Annotated in this window: 16 protein-coding genes and 1 tRNA gene; 11 read left to right on the forward strand and 6 right to left on the reverse strand. The window is 57.7% G+C overall.

Going from position 1 to position 20,412, the window contains the following annotated elements; genetic code table 11:
* Positions 1-70 precede the first annotated feature (70 nt).
* The gene (locus J3362_RS15880) at positions 71-2,056 is read right to left on the reverse strand and encodes an SDR family oxidoreductase (RefSeq protein WP_349521729.1); all 1,986 of its coding nucleotides are present in this window, start codon (positions 2,054-2,056) and stop codon (positions 71-73) included.
* Between the two features lie 385 nt (positions 2,057-2,441).
* Here J3362_RS15880 and J3362_RS15885 point away from each other — a divergent pair, with 385 nt between their 5' ends.
* Positions 2,442-2,741 carry a hypothetical protein gene (locus tag J3362_RS15885; RefSeq protein WP_349521030.1) on the forward strand — a complete coding sequence of 100 codons (300 nt, stop codon included), beginning with the start codon at positions 2,442-2,444 and terminating at the stop codon, positions 2,739-2,741.
* Between the two features lie 64 nt (positions 2,742-2,805).
* Positions 2,806-5,628 (forward strand): insulinase family protein, encoded by a 2,823-nt coding sequence (locus J3362_RS15890; RefSeq protein WP_349521032.1) that lies wholly within the window; start codon positions 2,806-2,808, stop codon positions 5,626-5,628.
* Between the two features lie 2 nt (positions 5,629-5,630).
* Here the strand turns inward: J3362_RS15890 and J3362_RS15895 are convergent, their stop codons facing one another.
* On the reverse strand, positions 5,631-6,266 hold the full coding sequence (locus J3362_RS15895) for a TIGR04282 family arsenosugar biosynthesis glycosyltransferase (RefSeq protein WP_349521033.1): 636 nt from the start codon (positions 6,264-6,266) through the stop codon (positions 5,631-5,633).
* The gene (locus J3362_RS15900; RefSeq protein WP_349521035.1) at positions 6,253-6,960 is read right to left on the reverse strand and encodes a TIGR04283 family arsenosugar biosynthesis glycosyltransferase; all 708 of its coding nucleotides are present in this window, start codon (positions 6,958-6,960) and stop codon (positions 6,253-6,255) included. Before J3362_RS15900 ends, J3362_RS15895 begins: the two co-directional genes overlap by 14 nt.
* Before the next feature lie 87 nt (positions 6,961-7,047).
* Between J3362_RS15900 and J3362_RS15905 the strand changes: the two genes are divergently transcribed.
* The 4 genes from J3362_RS15905 (at position 7,048) to J3362_RS15920 (ending at position 9,248) form a co-directional block, all read left to right on the forward strand.
* Positions 7,048-7,124, forward strand: a tRNA-Arg gene (locus tag J3362_RS15905).
* Between the two features lie 89 nt (positions 7,125-7,213).
* Positions 7,214-7,888: a spermidine synthase gene (locus tag J3362_RS15910; RefSeq protein ID WP_349521036.1), complete on the forward strand. Its 675-nt coding sequence runs from the start codon at positions 7,214-7,216 to the stop codon at positions 7,886-7,888.
* 97 nt (positions 7,889-7,985) lie between these two features.
* The gene (locus tag J3362_RS15915) at positions 7,986-8,564 is read left to right on the forward strand and encodes a Tll0287-like domain-containing protein (RefSeq protein WP_349521037.1); all 579 of its coding nucleotides are present in this window, start codon (positions 7,986-7,988) and stop codon (positions 8,562-8,564) included.
* Between the two features lie 36 nt (positions 8,565-8,600).
* Positions 8,601-9,248 carry an MBL fold metallo-hydrolase gene (locus tag J3362_RS15920; protein ID WP_349521039.1) on the forward strand — a complete coding sequence of 216 codons (648 nt, stop codon included), beginning with the start codon at positions 8,601-8,603 and terminating at the stop codon, positions 9,246-9,248.
* A 27-nt stretch (positions 9,249-9,275) separates the two neighbouring features.
* Here the strand turns inward: J3362_RS15920 and J3362_RS15925 are convergent, their stop codons facing one another.
* Positions 9,276-10,901, reverse strand: coding sequence for a methyl-accepting chemotaxis protein (locus J3362_RS15925; RefSeq protein ID WP_349521041.1), 1,626 nt, complete (start codon positions 10,899-10,901; stop codon positions 9,276-9,278).
* Positions 10,902-11,185: 284 nt separating this feature from the next.
* Between J3362_RS15925 and J3362_RS15930 the strand changes: the two genes are divergently transcribed.
* Complete coding sequence (locus J3362_RS15930; protein WP_349521043.1) at positions 11,186-11,851, forward strand: hypothetical protein; 666 nt, start codon at positions 11,186-11,188, stop codon at positions 11,849-11,851.
* Positions 11,852-11,872: 21 nt separating this feature from the next.
* Here the strand turns inward: J3362_RS15930 and J3362_RS15935 are convergent, their stop codons facing one another.
* Both J3362_RS15935 and J3362_RS15940 read right to left on the reverse strand, forming a co-directional pair.
* The gene (locus J3362_RS15935; protein WP_008171409.1) at positions 11,873-12,496 is read right to left on the reverse strand and encodes an L-threonylcarbamoyladenylate synthase; all 624 of its coding nucleotides are present in this window, start codon (positions 12,494-12,496) and stop codon (positions 11,873-11,875) included.
* On the reverse strand, positions 12,493-12,849 hold the full coding sequence (locus J3362_RS15940; RefSeq protein ID WP_349521044.1) for a BolA family protein: 357 nt from the start codon (positions 12,847-12,849) through the stop codon (positions 12,493-12,495). The genes J3362_RS15935 and J3362_RS15940 overlap by 4 nt, the downstream gene beginning before the upstream one ends.
* Positions 12,850-13,126: 277 nt before the next feature.
* On the opposite strand from J3362_RS15940, the gene J3362_RS15945 reads away from it, so the two are divergent.
* The 4 genes from J3362_RS15945 to J3362_RS15960 all read left to right on the forward strand — a co-directional run bounded on the left by J3362_RS15945 (position 13,127) and on the right by J3362_RS15960 (position 20,387).
* Positions 13,127-15,310 (forward strand): DNA topoisomerase III, encoded by a 2,184-nt coding sequence (locus J3362_RS15945; protein WP_349521046.1) that lies wholly within the window; start codon positions 13,127-13,129, stop codon positions 15,308-15,310.
* Between the two features lie 111 nt (positions 15,311-15,421).
* Entirely contained in the window at positions 15,422-16,156 is a 735-nt protein-coding gene (locus J3362_RS15950) for a response regulator transcription factor (protein WP_349521047.1), read from the forward strand.
* The gene (locus tag J3362_RS15955; RefSeq protein WP_349521049.1) at positions 16,149-17,786 is read left to right on the forward strand and encodes a FecR family protein; all 1,638 of its coding nucleotides are present in this window, start codon (positions 16,149-16,151) and stop codon (positions 17,784-17,786) included. The genes J3362_RS15950 and J3362_RS15955 overlap by 8 nt, the downstream gene beginning before the upstream one ends.
* Before the next feature lie 33 nt (positions 17,787-17,819).
* Positions 17,820-20,387: a CHASE2 domain-containing protein gene (locus tag J3362_RS15960; RefSeq protein ID WP_349521050.1), complete on the forward strand. Its 2,568-nt coding sequence runs from the start codon at positions 17,820-17,822 to the stop codon at positions 20,385-20,387.
* The last annotated feature ends 25 nt before the right edge of the window (positions 20,388-20,412 follow it).

The raw sequence follows: 20,412 nt of genomic DNA on the forward strand, positions 1-20,412 counted from the left end.
AATCTCGTTTAACCCATTAATATGGGAGGGGAAGTAACTCCCCCTCCCACTCGATTCGGGGGCAACTGCGTTACCAGTAGATGCCCCGCATGATGGCGGCGAAAGCCACCTGCTCGCTGGACACCTTCGGCTTCTCCCCGGAACGGCTGCCGGCGGCGGACGGTGAATCCGGGAACATCCGGTAGCCGGTGTTCATGACGATCTCTGCCATCTTGGGCGCCAGGGCATGAAGCACCTGGGCAAAGATACCCAAGCGGGTAGCGATTCGCTTCGGCCGATAGACGATGGCATCGGCAACCATGGTCGCAGCCTCGTCAGGCGTTAGCGTAGGAACAGAATCGTAGATTTTGGTTGGCGCAATCATCGGCGTTTTCACCAGCGGCATGTTAATGGTGGTGAAAGTGACATTGCGGTCCGACCATTCCGAAGCGGCGCAGCGGCTGAAGGCATCAAGCGCGGACTTTGAGGCCACGTAAGCCGAGAACCTGGGAGCGTTGGTCAACACACCGATGGACGAGATGTTGACCACATGACCGCGGCGATTCTCCAGCATCTTGGGCGCAAAGCCCATGATCAGACGAACGGAACCGAAATAGTTCAGCTGCATGGTCCGCTCGAAATCGTGGAAGCGGTCGAACGACAGATCCAGTGAGCGGCGAATCGAGCGCCCGGCGTTGTTGACCAGCACGTCGACCTGGCCATGGTTATCCAACACGGTCTTCACGAACTCGTCGCAGGCATTCATATCGGAAAAATCACAGGGATAGGCATGCACGCTTGCGCCTCGGGACTCCAGCTCTGCGGCCACTTCTTTCAGGCGCTCGAGTTTGCGCGCACCGATCACAAGGATCGCGCCGGCGTCTGCCAGTTTCTGGGCGGTTGCAAGACCAATACCGGACGTAGCACCGGTCACCACGCAGACGCGACCTTCAACCGTGCCCTTGAGGGTGCGGTCCTTGAACAGGTCGGGGTCCAGATTACGCTCCCAGTAGTCCCAGATCACCGGCGCGTAGTCCGGCAGGCGGGGCACTTCAATGCCGGTGCCTTTCAGAACGCGCTCGGTTTCACGGGCGTCAAAACGGGTCGGGTAATTGATGAACGACATCACGGACGGCGGAATGCCCATGTCATCAAGAAGTGCCGACGTCAGACGCTTCACCGGTGGCAGGTTCTTCAAGCTCTGGCGAATGAATGGCGGAATAAAGCCGAACATGCGGGAATCGATCCGCATCCCCATCCGGGGTGCGTGACCAGCCTCGCTGAAGATGTTGAGAATTTCGCCAACCTTGTACGGATCGGTATCCACCAGGTGGAAGCACTTGCCGTCTTCACCTTCGAGGTGGGCAATGTGATCCATGGCGTTAACCACGAAATCCACCGGCACAATGTTCAGACGCCCGCCCTCGACACCAATGGTCGGCACCCACTGGGGCAGCGCGTGGCGGATTTTCTGAATCATCTTGAAGAAATAGTAGGGGCCATCCACCTTGTCCATTTCACCGGTAGCGGTATGCCCAATCACCATGCCCGGGCGGTAGATGCGGAAGGGAACCTTGCATTCCTCACGAACGACCTTTTCAGATTCGTGCTTGGTCCGCAGGTACGGGTGGTCCAGCTTCTCGGCTTCCTCGAACATGTCTTCGCGGAAGATTCCCTTGAACAGACCGGCAGCCGCAATGGAAGAAACGTGATGGAAGTGCTTGGCGCCCATCGCCTCCGCAGCATTCACCGCAGCCCGGGTGCCCTCGATGTTGGTCGCCTGCTGGGCTTCTTCATCTGCGCCCATATCGTAAACGGCGGCGAGGTGAAAGAAGTGGTCGATTTTCCCCTTCAGGGCTTTCATTGTCTTGGCGTCGATACCCAGATTCTTGCTGGTCAGGTCGCCTATGACAGCCTTCACCTGCGTTTCATCCGCGCCCCAGCGCTCACGCAATTTGTCCAGTTTGTCCTGGGATTGTTCACGCACCAGTACGTGGACAGTGCCACCACGTGCCAGAAGCTTCTCCACCAGGAAACGGCCAATAAATCCGGTGCCACCCGTCAGGAAATAATTCATCAATCTTCCACCCTGCCTGTTGCTCTGTTGTTGTCTATCCATGCCGGCACCCATACGACTAAAGTCTTAGAGTTTTCCGGAAACGCCGGCATTGTACTTAATTGCAACCTTCATGTATCGAACTTTTTTAGAGCTTTTACTCTGTAAGCCTTTGTTTTGTATAGAGCTATTACTCTAAATTTTTGACCCGACAAGCGGGACATGCCTGTCCGGTTCGTCGACACAATGTTTTTGAGACTAGCACAGGAATTGCCCCGTGCATGCTCAATTTCCGGATTACCACAATGCAATGAAAGCGCCCGCCAGCAATGACATAATCGGGAACTTATTGCGCCTTTTGGCATCTCTTGTTTTCACAGGAACACCGACCTCCGGAATCCCTACTATGCAGAAAGACAATCCCAACGCGGAACGCTACATTTCGATTGCCCGGGCCTGCCTGAAGGCCATCAACGACACAGCCGATAACGCTGGTTCACGGGAGCAGAAAATTCAGGCGGTCTACGAGGCCATCGACAAGGCCTTCCAGGCCGAGTTCGCAGATTATCGCCAGTCCGTCGCCATCATGGCCACGGTTCTCGAGCGTATTGCCTCGGGCCAGCTGGACAGTGAGAAAGCCGCCGACCTGGCACGTAAAACACTTGACCAGCAGCCTGAAAGCACCCGCAACGCGCTGATGCACTGATTCGCAAACGTCTTCTCCGGATCCCAGAGGGCCTATGAACACACGTACCGTCAGGAAGAACTCCATGCAGAACCCGATCTCACGCCTGTTTTCCCTGCTCATACTTTTGCTGTTCAGCACCCTTGCTCTTGCAGCGCAGATTCCGGAGAAGAGCCCCAATGACGACAACCAGTACCGGTTCATCGAACTGGACAACGGCCTGAAGGTCATTCTGGTGTCTGATGAGGATGCAGACAAAGCAGCGGCCTCAATGAACGTTGCTGTTGGTAGCGGAGATGATCCGGCGGAGCGCGAAGGCCTCTCCCACTTCCTCGAGCACATGCTGTTCCTCGGGACCGAGAAATACCCCGATCCGGGCGAGTACCAGCAGTTCATCAAGAGCCACGGTGGCCAGCACAATGCCTTCACAGCGTTCCAAGACACGAACTACTTCTTCGATGTTCAGGCCGAATTTCTGGAACCGGCACTGGATCGGTTCGCCCAGCAATTTTCCGCGCCCCTGTTTACCGCTGAGCTGGTGGATCGTGAGCGCAACGCTGTGCACTCGGAGTTCAGCGCCAAACAAAAAGACGATGGTCGACGCTTCTATTCCGTCCAGAAGGCCGTCAGCAATCCGGATCACGCCTTCAGTCACTTTGCCGTCGGAAATCTGACCACCCTTGAGAATACGGAGGCAAATCCCCTTCGGCCGGACCTGATCGGGTTCTGGCAACAGCATTACTCCTCGAACATCATGAGCCTGGCGGTTTACGGGCCCCAAAACCTGGACGAGCTGGAATCCATGGTGCGAGGGCGGTTTGATGCCATTGAAAACCGCAACCTTGAGACCAAGCGTCACGTGGCCAGCCTGTACCGCTCAGATGAGCTGCCAGCCAAGGTAACAGCAGAAGCACTGAAGGACGTTCGAAGCCTGTCACTCACCTTCCCCATTGCGTCCCAGGAAGAGAACTACCGCACCAAGCCCGCCAGCTACGTGGCCAACTTGCTCGGCCACGAGGGCCCGGGCAGCCTGTTCGATGTTCTGAAACGGGCCGGTCTGGCGGAAAGCCTCTCCGCAGGCCTGGGCATGGATACCGGCGAGAACGCCACCCTCGAAATCAGCATTTCCCTGACGCCGGAAGGACTGGCTCGCCACGAGGACATCCTGCCGCTGGTATTCGATTACATCGAGAAGATTCGACAGAAAGGTATCAGCGAGCAGCGTTTCCTGGAAATGCAGAACCTGGCTCGCATCGATTTTCGATTCCGCGAGCAGGGTAACCCCCTGCACGAGGCCATGCGCCTTTCTCGCTACCTCCAGGACTATCCCGCTGAAGACGTTTTGCGGGCGCCATGGCTGGTTGAGCGCTTCGCGCCGGAACAGTACCGCGACATTCTGGACAGGCTGACGCCGGACAACCTCCTTGCCTTTGTTCTGGCACCGGAGCCTGAACTTGAAAATCCGAACCGAACCGACTGGTACGAAGCAGCCTGGACCCGGGAAGCGCTCGACCCGGCAACGCTGAAAACCCAGAGCCTGCCAGAACTCGCTGCCCAGTTGCGTCTGCCGCCGGAGAACCCATTTGTGCCGGAAGATCTGGCGATGGTGCCCGGAAAAACCATGGCGCAGCCAACACAACTGGCAACCATCGAGGGAATGGATGTCTGGTTCGCGCGGGATACCCGGTTTGATACCCCGAAAGCCAACGTGTTTGTGGGCCTTCGTACGCCTGCCACCCGAGCGTCGGCACGCAGCTACGTGCTCACTCAGCTGCTGGTGGACGCCATCAATACCAATCTGAACGCCTGGGCTTACTCCGCCAGTCTTGCGGGCCTGGATTACAGCGTCTATCCGCATCTCAGGGGTATCACGGTCCGGGTTGGCGGTTACAACGACAAACTCCATACCCTGATGAACCGGATTCTGCTGCAGGTCGCTGCCCCGGAGCTGACCGAGCAACGTTTCGAGATCGCCCGGCAGCAGCTGATTGATGGCCTGCAGAACAAGGCCAAGGATCGCCCCGTCGAACAGACCTCTGAATTTATCCAGACGTCCCTCATCGAAGGCGCCTGGCCCACCAACGCCAAGCTGAGAGCCGCCCGGGAAGTTAGCTTCGAAGAACTGCAATCCTTCTCTGAAGCCCTGCTGTCACAGGTTGACCCGGTTATGATGGCGCACGGAAACCTCACCGAGGCTTCGACTCTTAACCTCGCACGGCAAATTGACGCCATTGTTCTGGGCAACAGCGAGCTGGTCCGAGTAGCACGAAGCCAGGTGCGCCAGCTGCCAGGTAATGAAACCCTCGTCTCCATCGACGTGGACCATCCGGACACGGGCTATACCCTCTACATGCAGGGAGACAACACCAGCTTTGAGGAACGGGCCCGTTTCCGGCTGCTGGCCCAGATTATCAGCAGCCCGTTCTACGAAGAGATCCGAACCAACCGCCAGATGGGCTACATCGTTTACGCGACGCCTTTTGAAATGCTTGAAACACCGGCCCTGGGGTTTGTTGTTCAGTCACCTTCCGCTTCCCAGGCAGAGATTGACCAGGCGGTTCAGGAATTCTCCAACAGCTTTGAGGAAACCCTCTCCGCTTTGACAGCGGAACGCCTTGATCGGGAGAAACAGGCCGTTATCAGCAAGCTACTCGAGCGGGACCGGCAACTCGGCGAGATTTCCAGCCGCTACTGGCGTGAGATTGATCGGGGCATGGACACGTTTGATTCCCGCCAGCAGTTGGCCAATGCGATCAAGCAGGTCGGGAAACCACAATTGCTGGAAACCTTCAGAAAGGCCGTCCTGGAGCGCAAGCAGTCATTAGAAGTGGTTACAGGTGGGAATGGCCTGGAGGCAAACCGGGCGCTTGGCAGGCTCACCGAGCTGCCGCCGGTGCCCGCCAGCTAGAGTCATCGAAGAGTGCGCAGAAAGCGCGCCCAGTCTTCGGGCTCGTCGACATCCCAGCGGGGCTCCAGCAAATAATAGCTGAGCCCCGATGCTTTCAGGCGCTCACAGGTCTGGGCCAGAACCTCCGGCGTGCCCCAGGCAATGTCATCCAACATTCCCTCAGCCACTCGGGAGGCTCCAATCAGGACATAGCCGCCATCGTCTGAGGGCCCAAGCACAACGTCGTAGTCTTTCAGGCGCGCGACGGCGTTACGGGCGTAATCCGGATCGACCGAGGGGCAATCACTGCCCACCACCAAGGCCCGGTCATAGTCCTGAAGAGACAGGCTCAACGCACGATACATCCGCTGGCCCAGTGTGCTGCCCTCCTGAACGCCTTGCATCAGGCCGGCGGCATCAAGCTCTTCAATGATAGAGGCCGCCTCGCCGGGCCGGTCATCCACCGGTCTATCCCACCAGAATTCCACCGGATAGCCGGTCGCACACAGGTTATCCAGCACAGCCAACGTGAGCCGAACATGGGCTTCGAGAGCCCCTACCGCACCCAACTCGGGCATCAACCGGGTTTTAACCCGTCCGGCTTCCGGCCATTTGGCAAACTGGAGAAAAACCGCCGAAGGAGGATTACTTTGAGGCATTTCGCACATCCGATCGGTAAATTTGGGCCAGAGACTCCGGCGATTCACCACGCCAATACCGCCAGCGCAGCTGCCACATCAGAAAAATTGTTCGCCAGGCACCGTATTTCTGCCAACGGCGGCTATCGGTAACGACTGGCTCTTTTATACAGAAAGGACGGGACACCAGGCAAAGACGGCGTGAGAATTCGACATCTTCCATGAGCGGCATCGGGTGAAAACCACCCAGGGCCTCGAAAGCCCCTCGCCGCACGAAGATGCCCTGATCACCGGTACAGATGCCTGACAGACGCGAGCGCTGGTTCATGAACCAGGCAATAACCCGGAACAGCGGCCGCTCACCACTTAGCCGCACATCGAACCGCCCCCAGGCGCGACGGGAATGGACGAAACTTGCTAAATGCACCGGGGCTTCTTCCGGCAGGCGCGTATCTGCGTGCAGAAACAACAGTATATCGCCCTTTGCAACTGCCGCGCCGGCGTTCATCTGAAGCGCCCGGCCCTTCTCTGACACAACCACCCTGTCGCAAAGCGGCCGGGCCAGCTCAACGGTTCTATCGGTGCTGCCGCCATCAACGAGAACCACTTCATGCCCCCGGTTACGAATCGGTTGCAGGGCGCGCAGGGTGTCTGTTACACCTGCCGCTTCCATCCACACAGGAACAATCACGCTTAGCGAGAAAGGATCTGGCAAAACACACTCCGTGGCATTCTCTGAAACCGGGCCGAACCTTGAGCCTCAGGGCTTAGCCCGCTATCATACCGCCCTTCTCGCGATAATGCCCCCGTAGCTCATCTGGATAGAGCGTCCCCCTCCTAAGGGGAAGGTAGCAGGTTCGAGTCCTGCCGGGGGTACCACTTCCCTCAATTCCTATCCTCGGTCTGTGATATTCACCCGGCTCCAGGCGGGCTAAACTGCCCCTCCTTACCGACATCAGGACTTTTCAATGGCCCGCTTTACCGAAATCGGAACCGCAACGATCCCCGGCAAGGGAACCCGATTACGTCTTTTACAGCGAAATGATGAATTTTCCATCAAAATTGCCGGCACCACCGGAGAATTGATGAACAGCAGGATCCACGGCTCGGAGGATGCTCTTGCCACCCTGGCGTGCGAACGGATTGCCGATCAGCCTGCTCCCCGAGTTCTTATCGGCGGCCTGGGCATGGGGTTCACGCTGGCAGCAGCGCTGGCCGCTCTGGGCGACGATGCGCAGGTGACGGTAGCCGAGCTGGTTCCCGAAGTAGAAGCCTGGAATCGCGGGCCGCTGGGCTCTGCGGCGGGCAACCCGCTGAACGACCCGAGAGCCCGGGTTCACATTGGTGATGTAGCAGAATTACTCAGAAACAGCGACGGCGAATGGGATGCCATTCTTCTCGATGTCGACAACGGTCCGGAAGGACTGACCCGCAAAGAAAACAACTGGATCTACTCACCGGATGGCATTGCGGCCGCCCAGAAAGCGCTGCGACCTGATGGCATCCTTGCCTACTGGTCTGCCGGCCAGGAGCATTCCTTCACCGAGAGGCTGCGACGGGCAGGATTTTCTGTTGAGCCCGTCACAGTGAGGGCCTTGCGACCCGGCAAGGGTGCCCGCCACGTTATCTGGCTGGCGTGGTAATCATTAATCGGCTCTACCGGAATCTGTCCTGGCTCAATTTGGGATTATTATTTTGTTATATACTTATTCCAAAGCCAAGAAACCCGGGAGAGATTCAATGACCAAACCGATCATCACAACAGCCTTGCTATACTCCTTGCTTTCCATGCCGCTGCTCGCGCAACCCCAAGCAGATAGCCCGGAAGCAATGGTTGCCGAAGCACGTTCCCTGGTAAAAAGCTTCGGCGGCTCATTGAAGCAGGCGCTCCAGGCTGCCATCAAAGAAGGCGGCCTCACAAACGGTATGGGTGTTTGCAAGACTGTGGCACCGGAAATCGCCAGGAACAACAGCGGCGGCGGTTGGGTCATCAGTCGAACCAGTCTGAAAGTCCGGAACCCGGAAAACGCCCCCACCGACTGGCAGGAGATCCAGCTGCTGGCCATGGACAGACAGCCCGTGAAGAACGGAAAACCGGTGGAGGTCTGGCAGGTCTCCGATGCGTCCGGACAGCCGGCGTTCCAATATATGAGCGCCATCCCGACACAGAAGCTTTGCCTTGGCTGTCACGGTAAGTCCATTGCCCCGGAGGTGAAGGCAAAACTGGCTGAACTCTATCCTGAAGACAAGGCGACCGGCTTCTCCGAGGGCGATTTGCGGGGCGCGTTCGTTGTTACGCGGGAAGTTCCAGTAAACTGATGGCACTAGCCAATTCTTCAGCGATTGAGAACAGGTATGTCACTGAACTACAGAATCATTCCGGTCACACCTTTCCAGCAGAACTGCTCACTGATCTGGAGCGAAAAGACGCGCCGGGCAGCCGTAGTCGATCCGGGCGGGGATCTGGAGAAGATTCGCGCCGCTGTGGCTGAGGAAGGCGTGACGGTCGAAAAAATTCTGCTTACCCATGCCCACATTGACCATGCCGGCGGAACTGCGGAGCTTTCCAAAGAGCTGGGTATTCCCATTGAGGGGCCGCAGAAGGAAGACAATTTCTGGATTGTTGGCCTGCCCCAACAGGCGCAGATGTTCGGGTTTCCGGCCCCGGAAGTTTTCACCCCGGATCGCTGGCTGGAAGATGGGCAGCAGGTCACCGTGGGTAACCAGACCCTGGAAGTCCTTCACTGCCCCGGCCACACACCGGGGCATGTGGTTTTTTACCACAAGGAATCCGGTTTGGCGCTGGTGGGTGACGTCCTTTTCCATGGCTCCATCGGACGCACGGATTTTCCAAAGGGCGACCACACGACACTGATTCGCTCTATCAGGGAACAGCTGTTCCCGCTCGGCGATGAGGTTACGTTCATTCCCGGACACGGTCCGATGTCCACCTTTGGCCGGGAGCGAGCCACCAACCCCTTTGTTTCCGACCATCGGGGCTGAGCCTGTCGCCAGCCTCGCGCCGCTCTTTTAAGGGCGGCTTTCCTGACTCAGCCGGAACTGTTCGATGGTTTTCCTGAGATTCTCAGCCATGGCCAGAAGGTCTCCGGCAATTCTCGCTGTCTCCTTGGCATCCCCGGAGGTCTGCTCTGCCGAGCGACTGATTTCGATCACGTTGTGATTAATGGATTCGGAGACATCGCTCTGCTCGTTGGCAGCGCTCTCCATTTCCTGATTGAGGTTGGTGATCTCCCGCACAGCAGAGGCGATGGTTTGCAACTCAGACTCTACGGTCAGAATCGCTGAAACCTGATGCTCTGCCATCTCAGAGGCGTGGCGCATGGTGGCCACACAATCGACAACCTCTCCCTTCAGTCCGTTTATGGTGTTCCGGATTTCCTCCGTTGAATCCTGGGTTCTCGACGCCAGCGCACGCACCTCATCGGCCACCACAGAAAAACCGCGCCCCTGCTCTCCGGCACGGGCCGCCTCGATGGCGGCATTGAGCGCCAGCAGGTTGGTCTGGTCAGCGATATTGGAGATTACCTCCAGCATATCCGACATCTGGCTGGTACGTTGATCCAGCTGCTCAATGCGTTTTGCGCCACTCTGAACCTCGGTGTTCAATGCCTCGATGCCTTTTACTGCATTCCGGGCAAGGCTCTCACCCTTGCTCGCTGATTCCGCAGTATCTGCGGATTTTCGGGTGGTATGAATGGCATTTTCCCGGACCTGAACCGCAGATGCGGCCATCTCGGTAGTGGCGCTGGCCACCTGATCCGTGTTGTCACGTTGGGCAAGCACTTCCCTCTCTGTCGTGTCAGCCTTCCCCGCAATGCTTCTGGCCGCCTGTTCAACCTGTTCGGCGTTGTCCATGACGGTATTCATGCTCTCCCGTATCTTCGCCATCATCCGGTTGAACGCCCTGGAGACGGAACCGATCTCGTCGTTGCGGGTAACCTCAAGCTCAAGGGTCAGGTCAGAGTTTCTGGAGATCTCGTCCATGCGGTCGTGGAGTCGCCGCAAACGGGAAAACACCAGTCGACTCAAAGCGGCGGCGGTCAGAAAAAACACCGCAGCAAAGATGGCTACCTGAATACCGCCACTGGTCAGCAGTTGCTGCTGCAAACGGGCATCGCTGTCAGCCATGGAATAGTCCACCCGAATGGCTCCAAGAACGTCACCCTCACTGGCCTGATGACAGCCAAGACAGTTGACGCCCTGATAGTTTTCCATCGCGATCACGGGCTCGATCAGTGTGTAGACTCGCCCGTCCTCATTGCTGGAATAGGACTCCACCCGCTCACCGGTAAGCGCTTTCTTATCCAGTGGTTCCCGCTTCTGTTCCGACGCGTTGCCGTTGCCGAAGATCCGGTTCAAATGGTCACTGCGAATCACCCGCACGTCCAGCACGTCTTCAGACGCCATCACCTTTTTCCGGAGGACATCCCGGTTACCGATGGTGCCGGTGACCATCATGGTATTCAGCCCATCGAAATAGGATTTTGCCAGTCCATCCACGTATTTGTGGCTGAACTCTTCAAGATGATCACGCTGCGAGTCTGCACTGTAGATTACGGTAAACACGAGCACCAGGGAGAAGGCAGCCGCCAGAGCGGCAAGTAAGAGAAAGCGGATAGAATACTGTTTTTTCATGGTAACCCGACACAGAGACCGCGCGGCATGCGGCCAGGACGTTGTTTTGACGTTTCGTGATGACAACTAACTGTCGCCAAACTTTATAGATATGCGTCAATTATTTCCTGACCCAGATCAGATCCGGGAAAAGTCGTTTACACATGAAGGAAGGAGGGAGCCCTCAGCCCGGGACTTCATCGAGTTGGCCTGAAAGCTGCAGAGCATGATGACAAGCATTCGTGATTCCCAACGCTGACTGTTCGGAAACCGCACTCCGGTTGACCGAAGGAGGAAACCCATCCATGTCCCTACTGACCTCTCTGATCCGGGCGAGCACCCAGTTCCAGCAGGCCATGGAAAGGCGCCAGACGCCCTCAACAGCGCCGGAAGCCGCGCCTGGCAAAGCACAGGCAAAGGCCATGGAAACCGAGCCGACACCTGGCGATGACCGCTTTACGCCCTCGGATAGCAGTCAGGCCGACCTCGCCCGCCTGAAAGCCCGAAGGCTGGTCATGGCTGACTACAAACAGACCGTGGGGCAGGATCTTGCCTTTGTACGGGAAACCCTGCGGCACAAACTTGCCGAATACAACCTGCACCCGGCAACCGCATTGAACGTGAGCAAAACGGAGAATGGCAGCGTTGCGGTGGAAGGGAAAATCGCAGACAACACACGCATCCAGATTGAAAAAGACCTGAACGTAAACAAAAACTTCAAGGAAGCGTTCAATCGCCTCAGCGTTAACGAGCCAACGCTGCATTTCATGGACAATGCGCTCAAGCTGAATCAGGCGTACGGGGTGAATAACCCGCTATTGGACACACTGATCAGCGAGAACCAGCAATTTAACGGCCTGCAGGACCTTGTGCACCGTTACGACACCATGCGCCGCTCAGTGAGTGCCGAGCAAATCGAAGCTGCGGGGAATAGCCGGGCGTACGCCTTTAATCTGAACGCCCGGGCATAACGGAAAGACGGATCAGGATGATCAGACCTCGAAAGGCGCCGGATCTCCCTTACCAACACGGGTAACCACCGGAGCCTCGCCGGTAAAGTCCACGACCGTGGTCGCTTCCATACCGCAGAATCCCCCGTCGATAATCAGATCCAGCTCATGCTCCAGGGTTTCCCGGATTTCATAGGGGTCTGTCATCGGATCGGTTTCGCCCGGCAGAATCAGGGTGCTACTCATGATTGGCTCACCAAGCTCGCCCAACAGCTCCTGAACAATGGCATTGTCCGGCACACGGACGCCCACTGACCGGCGCTTGGGATGAAGCAGCCGCCGGGGCACTTCACTGGTGGCATCCAGAATGAAAGTGTAGGGCCCGGGCGTGAAATTCTTCAGCAACCGATACTGCGTGTTATCCACCTTGGCATAGACCCCGATGTCCGAAAGATCCCGGCACACCAGGGTGAAGTTATGCTTGTCATCCAGACGGCGAATCCGCTTGATCCGATCCGCTGCCTGCTTGTCACCCAGGTGACAGCCAATGGCATAGGCTGAATCCGTGGGATACACGATCACCCCGCCACGACGAAGAATATCCACCGCCTGATTGATCAGACGCTTCTGCGGTGTCTCCGGATGAATCTGGAAAAACTGACTCATGAACCCTCTCCCTGTGCGGTCCGCGTCGCCATCGCCGGGTCTTTCTTAGACCCGCCCATACAATTCGGAGACTCCGGCGCCGACTGACCAGTGGCCTCCCACTCTTCCGGTGAGTATAGATGCAACGCCAGCGCATGAACCGGCCCCGCCAGCTCTTCGGCGAGCACCTTGTAAATCGCCTGATGCCTCCGCACCCTCATCTGTCCCTCAAATTCCGGCGACACCAGGGTCACCTTGAAATGAGTTTCAGAATTAGGCGGCACACTGTGCTTGTGGCTCTCGTTCTCCACCTGAAGCACACGCGCCTCGAAGGCGTCGTTCAGTTTCGTTTCAATTGCGTTTTGGATTTTCATGTTTCGAGACTCCTACTGCTCAACCCTGATGGAAGAGGGCGAATGGCGAACGGTCAGAAGCGGGTGTGGAGATGGCTTTCCCAAAAGTGTGTGTTGCCAAGGATGGCAACACCAAGCCCCCATGGATGGGTTCACGGCGTCTTTTGGGAAAGCCATCTTCACAGCCGCCTCCACCAACACACCCAGTCTACTACACATACAGGACACACCCGAGAGCCTTGACACCATAAAGCCAAAGCGCCACATTCCCATCCCGATTCCAAAACACCCAAATCCCATGCACCTGTACATCGCCGAAAAACCAAGCCTCGGCCGCGCCATCGCCGCTGCCCTCCCCGGCCCTCACCAGAAAGGCCAGGGCTGGATACGCTGTGGCAATGGCGAAAACGCTGCCACCGTAAGCTGGTGCATCGGCCACCTTCTCGAACCGGCAGAGCCCGCACGTTACAACCCGGCGTGGAAAAAATGGCGCCAGGAAGACCTGCCCATGTTTCCCGAAAAATGGGAAGTCATGCCCAAGGACAGCGTGCGGCAACAGCTCAAGGTGCTGGAATCCCTGATCCGTCAGGCCCAGACCATTATTCATGCCGGCGACCCGGACCGTGAAGGCCAGTTGCTGGTGGACGAGGTTATCCGCTATTTCGCCGCCAGCGCACCAGTGCAACGCATTCTGGTCAACGACCTGACGCCAGCGGCGGTGGCCCGGGCCATCCAAAGCCCGAGGGACAACCGGGAATTCCGTCGGCTGTCCCATTCGGCATTGGCTAGGCAACGGGCGGACTGGCTGTATGGCATCAACCTGACCCGATTCTATACCCTCAGCTACCAGCAGCAGGGGGAGCAAGGCGTCTATTCAGTTGGCCGGGTACAAACCCCGGTGCTCGGCCTTGTGGTTGAGCGGGACAACACCATCGAACACTTCCAGCCCAAGCCCTATTACCGCATTGAAGCCCGGTTCAAGGCCCAGGAAGAAGAGGCCGACCAGCACACCTTCACCGCCCGCTGGCAGCCCAACGAGCAGTTTCAGGATTACCTGGATGAAGAGAACCGCCTGCTGAACCGGGAAGTCGCTGAACAGATTGCCGAAAGCGTTCGAAACCGACCCGGCACCATCACTGAGTCCCGGTTTCGGGATCGGCCGGAAGCTCCGCCACTGCCTTTTTCCCTGTCAGCACTGCAGATTGAAGCAGGCCGGCTGTTCCGGATGGGCGCCAAAGAAGTATTGGATACCGCCCAGAATCTTTACGAGCGCCACCAGCTCATCACCTACCCGCGATCCGACTGTCGGTACTTACCCGAAGGCCATTACAGCCAGCGGGAACAGGTGGTAAGGGCCATTGCCCGAGTGGCACCGGATCTGGAGGAAGCCTTCAACGGCGCAGACCTTGGCCGCAGGACTACCGCCTGGAACGACAAACAGGTCGACGCCCACCACGCTATTATTCCAACCAGCCGCCCGACGCCGAACGGCAAACTCAGTGACGCGGAAGAAAAAATCTACGGACTGATAAGCCGTTATTATCTGATGCAGTTCGCGCCCGATGCCGTGCACAGAGAGGGTAAGCTAACGGTACGAGTGTCAGAGCACGAATTCCGCGCGACGGAAACCGCCATCCTGGTGCCCGGCTGGAAAACGCTGGAGCTGAAACTGCGAGAAGGTCGCAAGGAACCGGAGAAGGCACCCCTTCCCAGACTGGAAAAAGGCGAACCGGTATTCTGCGACGATAGTAGCCTTAGCGAGCGCAAAACCCAGCCGCCCCAGCATTTCACCGACGCGACCCTGCTCTCGGCAATGACCAACATTGCCCGATTTGTAACCGATACCGAGCTGCGAAAAACCCTGCGTGAAACCGATGGACTGGGCACCGAGGCGACCCGGGCGGCCATTATCGACACCCTGTTCAAACGGGATTATCTTTACCGCGACAGTCGACATATCCGCGCCACCGACAAAGCCAAGGCGTTGATCAGTGCTCTGCCCGAATCGGTCAGCAAACCGGATCGCACGGCCGTCTGGGAAGCCAATCTGGAGAGCATTCGCCGTGGCGAGGGTGATCCCAGGAAGTTTCTGGATACCCTCAAAGAGGAGATCCGCGGCTTTCTGGACAGGCCCCAGGGCCGTCCAACCGTCGATTCGGAGAGTATCGGCACGACCTCGCAAGAGGCACAGCCCCACTGCCCCAAATGTCGCGCCCCGATGCTGGAGCGAGAGGGCAAATTCGGCCGCTTTTTTGCCTGCACCCGCTATCCGGATTGCCGGGGCACCCGACCGCTGGAAGAAGCTACGCCTCAGGATGGTACTGGCCAGAAACCCATTCCATGCCCCCACTGTTTCTCGCCCCTGGTGCGGCGAAAAGGCAAAAAAGGCTGGTTCTGGGGCTGTAGTAATTTCCCCGGCTGCCGACAAACACTGGACGACGACAACGGAAAGCCTGCAGTCCGTTTACGCAAGTCTACATAACGATACTGAACGCAGATCCACATTTTGTGATAATTGTTTGATATAGCAGAGTAGTCCGTCGAAAGCTCTGCTCCATAACAGGCAAGAGAGCAACACTCCGGGAGAGGCTTAATGCGTATTGCTTTGCTTGAAGATGAAACCGAACAGGCACAGCACATCCAGTCAATTCTGTCTGAGCGCGGGCATCACTGCGACAGCTTCCCTACCGGCCAAAATTTCTTGAGCGCGGCGCTGCATCGCAGCTACGACCTCTTTATTCTGGACTGGCAGATTCCAGACATGACCGGCATAGATGTTCTCGAGAGCGTTCGAGCCCAGCTGAACTGGCCAATTCCAGTGGTTTTCCTTACCCAGCGGGACAGCGAGGCAGACATTGTTCGCGCGCTGGACGCCGGCGCTGACGATTACCTGGCAAAACCCGCCCGGGCAGCGGAACTGGTCGCGCGTATCAACGCCCTGGCAAGACGCTCCAACCCCGACAGCGAGAAGGAAGTGCTTCGCTATGGGCCGTTCGAAATCAACACCCAGCAACGAGTCATTGCACTGCACGGCGAGGAACTGACCCTGACCGATAAGGATTTCGACCTGACCCTGTTCCTTTTCCAGAACCAGGGCCGCTTACTGACTCGGGAAATGCTGCTTGAGCGCGTCTGGGGTCTGGCGAGGGACATTAATACCCGCACTGTAGACACCCACATGAGCCGCCTCCGCCGTCGTCTCGGCCTGAACCCGGAAAACGGCTTCCGCATCAAGACGATTTACCAGCGGGGATACCGCCTGGAGGCCATGAAGGCCCAGGACCAGGCCTTTGACGTCGACGAACCCGCCAGGGCAGCCAATGACTGACAGCCCGGCTCCGCGATTACCGGCACTGCTTCTGATTCTTTCGCTGCTTGTCTGGGCAGCGCCCTCAGCTGCGGAACTGTCCGTAACACGCGGTTCAGCCGGGCATTCCGACGTTTCGCCGGCCAACCCGATGCCCGAGTGGATCTACACGTTGCGGCCGGGAGAAAGTTTTTCGGAAGTGTCTAACGACCTGCTCGCCTCCAATTATCCCGCGAGTCGCCTTCTGCAATACAACAATATTGGCAACGGCGCAATTCTGGGTGCCGGCGACAGTGTGCGAATTCCCCTTGCCTGGCTAAAGCGCCAACCTCAGCCGGCGCGGGCGACCTCAGTCACCGGAACCGTGCAGCTGATTTCCGGAAATACCGGTCGGAAAACACCCCTGAGCGAAGACACCCTCATCCGCGTTGGTGATGAAATTCTGTCTGCGTCCGGGACCGCCACCATTGAACTGGCGGACGGCTCGGAGGTGAGGATTTCTCCGAATTCGCGGCTCATTTTCAATCGCCTGACCCAATACGGTAAAGCCGGCATGGTCGATACCAGACTCCGACTCGACAGGGGGGAGATCCACACCCGGGTCAAGCCGGTGATGGAAGGTGGCGCCCGATTCGAGATTGAAACGCCATCGGCTGTTGCAGCCGTGCGCGGAACCGCATTTGCACTCCAGGCATCCGCGGAGGGCACTCACCTGCAGGTAACCGAGGGCAACGTAGACTTCGGCGCGCCTGGCAAAACCCGCCGCATTCCTGCGGGTTTCGGTGCCAGCCTGTCCACCACAGACAACGACGGCCTGAGCATTCGTCGCCTGCCGCCAGCGCCGGCGCTCAATCCACTGCCACCGAGACTGACCCAACTGCCCACCACCATGACCTGGCAGGAAAGTCGCGCCCCCATGCACCGGGTGGACATCTTCGAAAGCGACACAGGTCGCTGGGTAGAAAGCCGAAAACTGACAGGCAACAGCTTTGATATCGGGCAACTGGATAATGGCAGCTATGAGGTTCACCTCGCGGCACTCGATACTCGCGGCACGGCGGGAATGCCCCGCGTTGTCCCGCTGGAAGTCGATCTTCAGGCCAGGACCGCCAGTCTGGTTTCTCCGGAGGATGGTGGCACCGTCAACGACGATATGCCCGAGTTTCGCTGGCAGCTTAACGGCGAAAATGAAGTGGCTCGCGTAGAAATAGCCGAGGACCAGGATTTCCGGAACCTGATCGCCACCAGCGAGTGGGCACCCGAAACGGCTGCCTTGCCCTCACGCCCGCTTGGGCCTGGCAAATATTACTGGCGCGTGGTGACCGAAGCAGGCGGCAATTCAGTCGCTACAACGCAGCCGCGGGAGATGGTGGTTAATGGCAGCCTGCCTCCGGTTCGGATTATCAGCGTGAACTACATCGACAGCCAGGTAAGGGTGTTCTGGGAGAAGGTAGACACGGCGGCAGAATACCGATTGCAACTCTCGGAGGAGCCAGGCTTCAACAATATCATCAAGGAAGCAACACTCCCTGATACCACGGCAGCCTTGCGTCTTATTCCCGGAAGGCGTTATTTTGTGCGCCTGAAAGCTCTTTCTGATGGTCCTCTGCAAAGCCGTTGGGGACCAGGGAGGGAACTGTACCTGGAATAATCCGTTGATCGACCGAAACACACAGCAGGGCTCATGAACCGGGATTGGCTGCCAATTAAAACGACCCCCTGGACTCTGGGCCTGATACTGCTGGCACTGCTCCTACTTATCCAGACAACCGAACTTCCTCAACGCCTGGATTACTGGCTATACGACCAGATCATCACCTCGAATCCTCTGGAAGCCTCAGACGAGGTGGTTCTGGTGACGATCGACGAGCTCAGTCTGAATCGCCTGGGCCGCTGGCCCTGGCCCCGTAACCTGCACGCAGAGCTCATTGCCAAGCTCAATGAGGCAGGCGCAAAAACCGTTGTTTTCGATATCCTGTTCGCCGAACCGTCGCCAGACGACCAGCAACTGGCGGAACAGATGCGAAGCCATGGCAACGTCATCCTGCCAGTCTATCTGTCGCCGCCCACCTCCGAGTACCTGTTAAGCGAACAATTGCCGGTTGCGAAGCTCTCTTCAGCGGCCGCCGGTCTGGGCCATGCTCACGTGGAACTGGACAGCGACGGCGTTGCCAGAGGTCTTTATCTGTTTAATGGCCTTGGGAACCAGCTCTGGCCAAGCCTTGCGCTGGCCGCAAGCGGTGTTGGACCACAAGGTCCAGAGGCCGGGGATACGCCTCCCTATGTCAATATTCGGGATCAATACCGTGCCGTGCCCCTGATCGGTGGAGCCGGCTCTCTGCAGTCGTATTCTTTCTCTCAGGTACTCACTCAGCCGGCCGCACCTGAACACTTCAGTGGCAAAACGGTCTTTGTGGGCGCCACAGCCGCCGGTTTTGGCGACATACTGCCCACGCCCTTCTCGGGGCTGAGCCGTCCGATGTCTGGCGTTGAGTTCCACGCCAACGTATTGTCGGCATACATGAAGGGATTGTTGATTAGACCGGCGCCGGAGTGGGCGTCTGCCCTGTTGGCGATGACAACCATCCTGATACTCGCCCTCGCCCTGCCACCCATGCGCCCGGCACGAACCCTTCTTGCCTGTACGACGGTTCTGGTGGGGCTGGTCGGAATCTATCTGTTCATGCTGCTTACGATGCGATGGTGGATACCTCTCGCAAACGCATTGCTGGTCCCACTATTGGCCTTTCCTGTATCCAGCGGCCTTCGACTGGCTATGACCAACCGCTTTTTGAACCGGCAACTGGACGAACTGGCCCGAAGCCCCCAGGTCGCCCTGCCCGCACCCTCTGGAAGAAACCCGACACAACTTCTGGAGCACTTCCAGGCCCTGTTCCGTCCCACAGGATGGCTTTTGATGGAGGAGAACGACATCCTCTCCGCACGTGGACTCTCACGGAGCGATATTCCGGATGGCCTGACTCCGGGTCACTGGTTCCATGACAGCAATCGCAGCTGGATTCCGCTATTGCGAGCCGGCACTCGCTATCACCTGGGGCTGCTGTTGCCTAATGATCTCGGGCGCGAGGCCATCCAGCGCTATCTGCGCAGGCTGCATCTTGAGCAACCGGTACCGGCAGATTCTGTCGCCAGACCCAGTGAAAACATTTCTGCACGAATCGAGCGGGTCCGCATTGCCACGGACCGGTTGAACCATATGCAGCAGTTCATCCGACGAAGTTTTGAGCGCATGCCCGACGGTATCATCGTGACGGACGAACTGGGGGTTATCCGTTTTGCCAACGGTCACATAGAAGAGTGGTTTCGCGAGCCCATGCCGAGCCTGGCCGGCCTTCCCCTCGTAAGACTGCTGGAGGGACATGATCCGCGGGAGACGCCACCTTGGCATGAAACCGTTTCAGACACCCTGACCCTATTACAGAGCCGCACCGTAGACCTCAGGATTCGCGACAAGGATTTCCTGATCCATTTTGCACCGTTTTCGCTGCCGGACAGCGACCAGCAAGGCATCATCGCCAATATTTCGGATATTTCGGAATTGCGGGAGCAGCAGCGACAGCACCGCGAGGCTATCGACTTTATTTCCCATGACGTGCGTTCTCCGCTGGTTTCCCAGCTTGCTCTGATTGAACAATTGAAACGGGACCCCAGCCACATTGAACAGGAACAACTGGAACAGCTGGGAAAACTGGCCCGCAGAAGCTATCACCTGGCCGAGGAATTCGTTCAGCTGGCCCGGGCAGAACAGTTAACAGAAACCCGTTTCTACGAGTGCGAATTCCTGGCCATCGTAGAAAACGCCCGTGACAGCGTCAGCGAGCAGGCTGTAGAGAAAAAGATACAGCTCCAGTTACAGGGTACCGAGGACCTGTGGCTGAAAGGCAATGCAGAGCTTCTGGAGCGCGCCGTTATCAATCTGCTGACCAATGCTGTTCAATACAGCCCGGGTGGATCAGACGTCAGCATTCAGGTCTTCCGCGCTGGCCATCAGGCCTGTTTGACGATTGCCGATGAAGGTACTGGTATCGATCCGGAGGAACTACCGCACCTGTTTGACCGTTACCGGCGTCAAAAAAGCACTGAGCTCGCCGGAGTCCGTGGTACGGGGCTCGGACTATCCTTCGTCAAGACGGTTGTTGAAAAGCATAGGGGAGAAATTTCGGTGTCGTCGCAACCAGGCGAGGGTTCTGCGTTTACCCTCAAACTACCGATTGCCGACCCGATGGCCTGAGACTTCATACTCCAGGCCCGGGGTG

Source organism: Marinobacter sp. NFXS11 (assembly GCF_040148675.1).
GTDB lineage: Bacteria > Pseudomonadota > Gammaproteobacteria > Pseudomonadales > Oleiphilaceae > Marinobacter.